This window comes from Streptomyces sp. NPDC086549 (assembly GCF_044746205.1).
Classification (GTDB): Bacteria; Actinomycetota; Actinomycetes; order Streptomycetales; family Streptomycetaceae; genus Streptomyces.
Genome location: NZ_JBIVBS010000004.1, coordinates 446,795 through 454,996, shown reverse-complemented (window position 1 = coordinate 454,996; position 8,202 = coordinate 446,795). Strand labels below are relative to the sequence as shown.

6 protein-coding genes are annotated in these 8,202 nt (G+C 71.1%); 2 read left to right on the top strand and 4 right to left on the bottom strand.

The window, feature by feature from the left end; genetic code table 11:
• A partial coding sequence (locus ACIPSA_RS16995; RefSeq protein WP_402634916.1) for a tetratricopeptide repeat protein occupies positions 1–200 on the top strand: 200 nt, incomplete at its 5' end.
• A gap of 120 nt (positions 201–320) precedes the next feature.
• On the opposite strand, the gene ACIPSA_RS16990 is transcribed toward ACIPSA_RS16995, so the two are convergent.
• From ACIPSA_RS16990 to ACIPSA_RS16975, 4 genes are all read right to left on the bottom strand, one after another.
• A complete protein-coding gene (locus tag ACIPSA_RS16990) occupies positions 321–1,100 on the bottom strand; it encodes an EamA family transporter (protein ID WP_402634913.1) in 780 nt (259 codons plus the stop codon).
• The gene (locus tag ACIPSA_RS16985; protein ID WP_402634911.1) at positions 1,097–1,594 is read right to left on the bottom strand and encodes a YbaK/EbsC family protein; all 498 of its coding nucleotides are present in this window, start codon (positions 1,592–1,594) and stop codon (positions 1,097–1,099) included. The genes ACIPSA_RS16990 and ACIPSA_RS16985 overlap by 4 nt, the downstream gene beginning before the upstream one ends.
• A 127-nt stretch (positions 1,595–1,721) precedes the next feature.
• Positions 1,722–3,944: an MMPL family transporter gene (locus ACIPSA_RS16980; RefSeq protein WP_402635443.1), complete on the bottom strand. Its 2,223-nt coding sequence runs from the start codon at positions 3,942–3,944 to the stop codon at positions 1,722–1,724.
• Positions 3,945–4,064: 120 nt separating this feature from the next.
• On the bottom strand, positions 4,065–4,667 hold the full coding sequence (locus ACIPSA_RS16975; protein WP_402634908.1) for a TetR/AcrR family transcriptional regulator: 603 nt from the start codon (positions 4,665–4,667) through the stop codon (positions 4,065–4,067).
• A gap of 199 nt (positions 4,668–4,866) precedes the next feature.
• Between ACIPSA_RS16975 and ACIPSA_RS16970 the strand changes: the two genes are divergently transcribed.
• Entirely contained in the window at positions 4,867–8,142 is a 3,276-nt protein-coding gene (locus ACIPSA_RS16970) for a S41 family peptidase (protein WP_402634905.1), read from the top strand.
• Positions 8,143–8,202: the final 60 nt, after the last annotated feature.

The following is an 8,202-nucleotide window of genomic DNA, read 5'->3' as shown; positions in this document are numbered from 1 at the left end:
ACTTGGGCGAGGACCACCCGACCACGCTCACCTCCCGCAACAACCTCGCGTACGCGTACCACGCGGCGGGAGACCTCGACCGCGCAATCCCCCTCTACGAACAAACCCTCACCGATTGCCTACGGGTCTTGGGCGAAGACCACCGCACCACCCGTGCTGTCAGCGCCAACCTCACCCGCGCGAAATCGACCAGCGCCTGATCCGCCCGACCAGCGAGCAGCGGCTTTCGCTTCAGCGTCAGCCGCCGGCCCGAATCAGCTCCGGCAGTCGTGCGATCAGCCGGCGTCCACGGGTAACCGGCCCGATGCACGAAAATGACCTCATCCAGCTCCCTGAACAGCGGCATTATTACCGCATGAGCAAGACTTGACTGACGACTCCCGCAGGGCCGCGATCGGCGCCAGTGCCGCGCGGGTCTGCGCCCACAGCACCAGTCCGTACGCGGAGACGGAGAGAAACGCGCCGAAGAGTCCGAGGGCGGCGAACGGGCGCAGGACGGTGGCCGTTTCGCCGCGCCAGCGGTGGACGGCGTACGCCGGGATCGCCACGCCCTGGATCACCATCAGCCAGGCGGTGTAGCCGACCGGGGAGTGTGCGGCGCGTACGCCGAGTCCGTCGACGACGGTGTACGCGGCGATGGAGAAACCGGTCGCGAGGGCCGCCCCGATCGCGGGCCAGTCCGGCCGGCGCCCGCGCAGGCCCCACAGGGCGACGCCGGTGAGGCCTGCGCAGGACACGGCGATGCCGGCGGCGGCCCAGCCGTCGGGCACCTCGTGGGCGAAGACGGCCGCGAGCGCGGTGACCACCAGCGGGGCGCTGCCGCGCGCGATGGGATAGGCCTGGCCGAAGTCGCCGAGCCGGAAGGACGTCATCAGCAGGATGACGTAGACGAGATGGATGACCGCCGAGGCGAGCAGGTACGGCCATGCCCCGGCCGCCGGCAGCGGCGCGAACGGTGCCGCGGCCAGCCCGATGAGCACGCCGCCGGTCAGGATCAGCGTGAACCCGACCAGTCTGTCGGTGATCCGGTGGGCGATCGCGTTCCAGCTGGCGTGCGTCACCGCGGCGAGCAGCACGGCAGTGGTGACCAGCGGCGTCACGAGGTGCGCTCGCGCACGTCCACCAGGGTGCCGCCCGCGTGGGCGATCAGTGCCTTCGGCTCCATGGGGAAGACGGGGTGCGGGGTGCCCGCGGCAGCCCATACGACGTCGTGCGCGAGGAGCGAACGGTCCGCGAGCACCCGCGTCCTCGTCCGGTGCCCGAAGGGCGGTACGCCGCCGATGGCGTACCCCGTCGTCTCCCGCACGACGTCCGCCCTGGCCCGTGTGACGGCCCCGGCTCCGAGTTCCTCCCGCACCCGCTCCACGTCCACCCGGGACGCCCCGTCCATGAGGACCAGCACCGGAACGCCGTCGGCAGCGAAAATCAGCGACTTGCAGATCTGGCTCAGCTCGCAGCCGATGGCCGCGGCCGCCTCGGCGGCGGTACGGGCCCCGTCCGGGAAGCTGCGCACGCGCGCGTGGAGTTCGGCCAGGCCCAGCTCTTCGAGGGCTTCGGCGAAGCGGGGATGGGCTCCCGATACGGAATGGGTCATGGGCGGCACGCTAATGGTGCGTGTACGAGGCATGCGACCGGGTTCCGGGCGCGGGCGCGAGGAAGCCGGTGAGGGTGCCCCGTCCCCACGGACCCTCACCGGCTGGTCTGTCGTCGCAGGCCGCGCGTCAGGCGCTGACCAGCTCCCGGTCCTCGTCCCTGGGCCGGCCTTCGTCGTGCGTGCGCAGGCCCTCGCCCTCCACGTCGACGTCGGGCAGGGCGCGGTCCAGCCACTTCGGCAGCCACCAGGCCTTCTTGCCGAGCAGGGCGAGTACCGCCGGGACGATCGCCATCCGGACGATGAAGGCGTCGAAGAACACTGCGACTGCCAGGCCGAAGCCGATCATCTTGATCATCGACTCACTGGAGCCGATGAAGCCGGAGAACACGGCCATCATGATCACCGCGGCGGCGGTGACGACCCGGGCGCCGTACTTGAAGCCGGTCACCACGGCCTGGCTCGGCTTCTCCCCGTGGACGTACGCCTCCCGCATCCGTGTGACGAGGAAGACCTCGTAGTCCATGGCGAGACCGAAGACCACGCCGACCATGAAGATCGGCATCATCGACATGATCGGTCCGGTCTCCTCGACGCCCATCAGGCCGGACAGCCAGCCCCACTGGAAGACCGCGACCACGGCACCGAGCGCCGCCATCACGCTCAGCAGGAAGCCGAGGGCCGCCTTGAGCGGGACCAGGATCGAGCGGAAGACGAGGATCAGGAGCAGGAAGGCGAGGCCGACGACGAGCGCCAGGTACGGGATCAGCGCGTCGTTCAGCTTCTGCGACGTGTCGATGTTCATCGCCGTCGCGCCGGTGACCAGGACCTGTGCGTCCGTGTCGGCCTTGATGTCCGCGCCCTTGTCGCGGATCGCGTGCACCAGGTCCTCGGTGGTCGTCGAGGACGGCTTGGACTTCGGGATCACGGTGATCGTCGCGGTGTCGCCGGCCTTGTTGGGCTGGGCCGGGGTCACCGTCACGACGTCCTTGAGGCCCTTGATCTCCTTGCCGACCTCCTTGAAGGCGGCCTTGGGGTGGTCGCTGGCCTTGGCGTCGACCACGACCATCAGGGGGCCGTTGAAGCCGGGGCCGAAGCCGTCGGAGAGGAGGTCGTAGGCGCGGCGCTGCGTCGTGGACGTCGGCTGGGAGCCGTCGTCGGGCAGGCCCAGTTCCAGCGAGCCGGCGGGGACGGCCGCGACTCCGAGGCCGACGACGCCCAGGAGGAGGACGGCGACGGGACGGCGTACGACGAAGCTCGCCCAGCGCGTGCCCATGTTCGGGCGCCCGGCCTTGTGGGGGTGCTCGGCCTTGCGGCCGCCACCGAGCAGCTTGCTCTTCTCGCCCGCGGGCCGCACCTTCCGGCCTGCGTAGCCGAGCAGCGCCGGGATCAGGGTGAGGGCGATCAGGACCGCGATGGCGACCGTGCCCGCGGCGGCGACGCCCATCTTGGTCAGCATCGGGATGTTGACCACGGACAGGCCGACCAGGGCGATCACCACGGTCAGGCCCGCGAAGACCACCGCGGAGCCCGCCGTGCCGACGGCCCGCCCGGCCGCTTCCTCGCGCTCGCGGCCCTCGGCCAGTTCGGCGCGGTAGCGGGAGACGATGAACAGCGCGTAGTCGATGCCGACGGCGAGGCCGATCATCGAGGCCAGGGTGGAGGTGGTGGAGCCCAGGTTCAGGGCGTTGGCGAGCGCGGCGATGGTGGAGATGCCGATGCCGACGCCGATGAGGGCGGTGAGCAGGGGCAGTCCGGCCGCGAGCAGCGAGCCGAAGGTGATGACGAGGACGACCGCGGCGACCGCGATGCCGATGACCTCGGTGGCACCGGTCTCGGGCGTGGTGTTCAGGGCGTCGCCGCCGACCTCGACGGTCAGTCCGGCGTCCCGCGCGTGCTGCGCGGCGTCCTTGAGGGCGTCCCGCGTGGAGTCCGCCAGCTCCATGCCGGAGACCTTGTACCTGACCGAGGTGTAAGCGATTCTGCCGTTCTTGCTGACGGCCCCGCTCTTGTACGGGTCGGCGACGGTGGCGACCTCGGAGCCGTCCTTCAGCTCGGCGACCGTCTTCTTCACGATCTTCTTGTTGGCGGCGGCCGTCATCTTCTCGCCGCTCGGCGCCTTGAAGACGACGCGCGCGGTGGCACCGTCGGCGGTCATGCCGGGGAAGCGCTGTTCCAGCAGGTCGAAGGCCTTCTGGGCCTCCGTTCCGGGAACGGAGAAGGACGTGTTGCCGGCCGCGGGGGCGCTTGCGGCGCCGACGCCGGCCAGCGTCAGCAGCGCCACCCATATGAGGGCGACGAAGTGCCGTCGCCGGAAGGCGAGCCGGCCCAGTTTGTAGAGGAACGTGGCCACGAGGACGTACTCCCGGTCAGTCGTGGGGGTGTGCAGGGCAGGGGTGACCATCCCCGTGGGGGCAGGGGTGATCGGCCCGACGACGTGAGCGGTGACGTCAGGTGGGGCTGAGGGGACTTGTCAGTGGATGGGTGCGCCGAGGGCGGGGAGCACCACGGCGTCGATGTACGAAAGGAGGAATTCCTGCGTCGGCGGCCGCTCGTCGATCATCGTGCGGGCGGCGAACCCGCCGATCATCATGTGCATCACAAACCCGATCGCCGGGTTGTCCGCACGGACCTCACCCCGGTCGACGGCCCGCTGGAGCAAGCGGCGGAACTCCGCCATCTCCGGCTCGATCAGATGCGCCTTGAACGCCTTCAGGAGATCCGGGTTGCCGTGCACCGCCATGGCCAGGCCCCGCATGAGCGCGGAGTTCTGCTCCATCTCGCAGTCGTCCGAACGCAGCGTGAGGGCGTGCAGGTCGCCCTTGAGCGACCCGGTGTCGATCTCGTCGAACGAGCCGCCCGGCTTGCTGTGCCGCACCGCTTTCGCCACCAGCTCGGCCTTGCCGCCCCACTGGCGGTAGAGCGTCGCCTTGCTGGACCGGGTGCGAGCGGCCACGGCGTCCATGGTGAGGGCGTCGTAGCCGACTTCACGGAGCAGGTCGAGCACGGCCTCGTACAACTCGGCCTCACGCTCGGGGGTGATACGACTGCGGCGCGCCGGGGCGACCTCGGTCATCGATCTCACCTTCCCACTCCGAACGACACGGTTTCGTACGTGACGAATGTAGCGCACCCCTCTTCGAAACGAAACGGTTTCGTACGTGTGCTGGGTCACGTCAGATGCGCGTCGGACGCACGTCTTGAAACAGGTGCTGACACAGCGCGCGGATTTTTCACAAGTTGCTCCACTCCATCCCCCGGAAAAGCATGGGGAGGTGAGCTATCTGCGCCTGCCGCACCTCAGCGGCGAACTGCTGTGCTTCGTGTCCGAGGACGACCTCTGGCTGGCCCCCCTGGACGCCCCGGGCCGCGCCTGGCGGCTCACGGTCGACCGCACCAAGACCGGCCACCCCCGCTTCTCGCCCGACGGCCGCCAGATCGCGTACACGAGCTGGCGCAGCCTGGTGCCCGAGATCCACCTGGTCGGCGTGGACGGCGGGCCGGGGCGGCAGCTGACGTACTGGGGAAGTGCCGACACCCAGGTGTGCGGCTGGACACCGGACGGGGACATCCTCGCCGTCGCCTCCCACAGCCAGCCCTTCTCGTACTTCACCTGGGCCTACAAGGTCTCCACCGACGGCGACCCCGGCCGCAAGCTCCCCTGGGGGCCGGTCGCCGACATCCAGGTCGCCGACATCGAGGACGGGCACCGCACCCTCCTCCTCACCGGCACCCCGCCGCACGAACCGGCCGCCTGGAAGCGCTACCGGGGCGGCGCCATGGGCCGCCTGTGGCTGCATGGGCAGCGGCTGCTCCCGGACATCGGCGGCCATCTGCACTCGCCCATGTTCGTCGGCGGCCGGATCGCCTTCCTCTCCGACCACGAGGGGATCGGCAACCTCTACTCGTGCGCCTACGACGGCTCCGGCCTGCGCCGTCACACCGACCACGACGCCTTCTACGCCCGGCACGCGTCGAGCGACGGCACTCGGGTGGTGTACCAGTGCGCCGGCGACCTGTGGATGGTGGACGACCTGTCCCCGGGCTCGGTGCCGCACAAGCTGGAGGTGCGTCTGTCCGGTGCCCGCGCGGGCCGCCGCAGGTACCAGGTGCCGGCCGCCCAGCACGTGGACGGCATCTCGGTCGACGAGACGGGCCGGGCCAGCGCCGTCGTCGTACGCGGCAGCCTGCACTGGCTCACCCATCGCGACGGTCCCGCGCGCACCATCACGGACACGCCCGGCGTACGGGTCCGGCTTCCGGCGATGCTGGGCTCGACCGGGCAGGTCGCCTACGTCACGGACGCCGGGGGCGAGGACGCGATCGAGATCGCCCACCTGCCCCGCGCCAGCGGCGACCGCGAGCCGCGCCGGCTGGCCTCCGGCGAACTGGGCCGGGTCCTGGAGCTGGTCTCGGACCCGCTGGGCGAGCGCCTCGCCGTCGCCTCGCACGACGGACGGCTGCTGTTGACCACCGTGTCCGGCGAAGAGGCCGCCGCCGCGGAGACCGAGGACCCGAACGGCGAGGTCACCGAACTGATCCGGTCCATCAACGGCCCGGTGCGGGATCTGGCCTTCTCCCCGGACGGCTCCTGGCTGACCTGGTCGCATCCGGGCATCGGCCGGTCGCTCCGGCAGATCAAGATGGCCCGGATCTCCGGGGCCGGCCAGGAGGCCCACCCGATCGTCGACGTCACCAACGGCCGCTTCGAGGACGAGAACCCCGTCTTCACCCGGGACGGCCGCTATCTGGCGTTCCTGTCCTGGCGCGGTTTCGACCCGGTGTACGACGTCCACACCGGCGACCTGTCCTTCCCGCTCGGCTGCCGCCCGTACCTGGTCCCGCTGTCCTCGGCCACCCCATCCCCCTTCGCCCTGAACCCCGAGGGCCGGCCGGCCGCCGGGGGCCTGGACCCGGTGGAGGACGAGGAGACCGGCGAGGGCGGCGCGGTGACCGTGGAGATCGAGGGGCTGGCCAACAGGGTCACCCCGTTCCCGGTCTCCGCCTCCAAGTACTCGGGGCTGCACCCGGTCTCGGGCGGCGGCCTGGTCTGGCTGCGCTGGCCGATCTCGGGCGCGCTGGGCGAGACGTTCGCGAACCCCAGCGATCCCAGTGAGCGGCCCACGCTGGAGTACTTCAACCTCACCAAGGCGAAGAAGTCCCAACTCGTCGACCATCTCGACTGGTTCTCGGTGAGCGGCGACGGCACACGGCTGGTGGTCATGGACGAGGGCGACCTGCGGGCCGTCCCCGCCACCGAGCCCGGCGACGGCGACACGACGACCTGGATCGACCTGCGCCGCATCCTGCACGAGGTCGACCCGCCCGCCGAGTGGCGCCAGGCGTACGCGGAGGCCGGCCGCCTCATCCGGGACTACTTCTGGGAGCCGCGCATGTGCGGCATCGACTGGGACGCGATCCTCGACCAGTACCGGCCGCTGGTCGAACGGGTCGCCACGCCCGACGAGTTCGCCGACCTGCTGCGCGAGGTGCTGGGCGAGCTGGGCACCTCCCACGCCTATGTCGGGCCCGCCCGGCGCAACGAGGGACCGCCGCACTACCAGCGTCTGCAGGGCCTGCTGGGCGCCAACCTCGTGCGCCGGAACGGCGGTTGGACGGTCAAGCGGATCCTGCCCGGTGACTCCTCCGACTCCAGGGCCCGCTCCCCGCTGGCCGGCACCGGCATCCGGGAGGGCGCGGTCCTCACCCACGTGGACGGCCGGCCGGTGGATCCGGTGACGGGACCGTATCCCCTGCTGGCGGGTTCGGGCGGTACGACGGTGGAGCTGACGTTCACCCCGGCGGAGGGCGAGACGGGCCCGCCGCGGCGGGTGGCCGTCGTCCCCCTCGTCGACGAGCGGCCGCTGCGCTACCAGGACTGGGTGGCCAAACGCCGGGAGGTCACACGGGAGTTGAGCGGCGGCAAGTGCGGCTATCTGCACATCCCCGACCTGGGCGGCTCGGGCTGGGCCCAGTTCAACCGCGACCTGCGCATGGAGGTGTCCCGGCCCGTGCTGATCGTGGACGTGCGCGGCAACGCGGGCGGGCACATCAGCGAGCTGGTGATCGAGAAGCTCACGCGCACCATCCTCGGCTGGGACCTGACCCGCAACGCCCAGCCGGTGTCGTACGCCTCCAACGCGCCCCGCGGCCCGATCGTCGCCCTCGCCGACGAGGCGACCTCCTCCGACGGCGACATGATCACGGCGGCCTTCAAACTGCTCAGGCTCGGGCCGGTGGTCGGGCAGCGCACCTGGGGCGGTGTGGTCGGCATGACCGGGCGGCACCGGCTGGGCGACGGCACGGTGATCACCGTGCCGATGAACGCCGCCTGGTTCGACGCGTACGGCTGGTCCGTGGAGAACCACGGCGTCGCCCCCGACCTGGACATCCTGCGCACCCCGCTGGACTGGGCGGAGGGCCGCCATGTCGAGATGGACGACGCGGTGCAGCTGGCCCTGGACCTGCTCACCACGAACCCGGCGGCGACCCCGCCGGACTACAGCGACGTACCGGACCGGTCGCGGCCGAAGCTGCCGCCGCGGACATGAGGCCGCGGACATGAGAAGGGGTGCCCCTGCAGGGGCACCCCTTCCGGTGGACCGCCGACG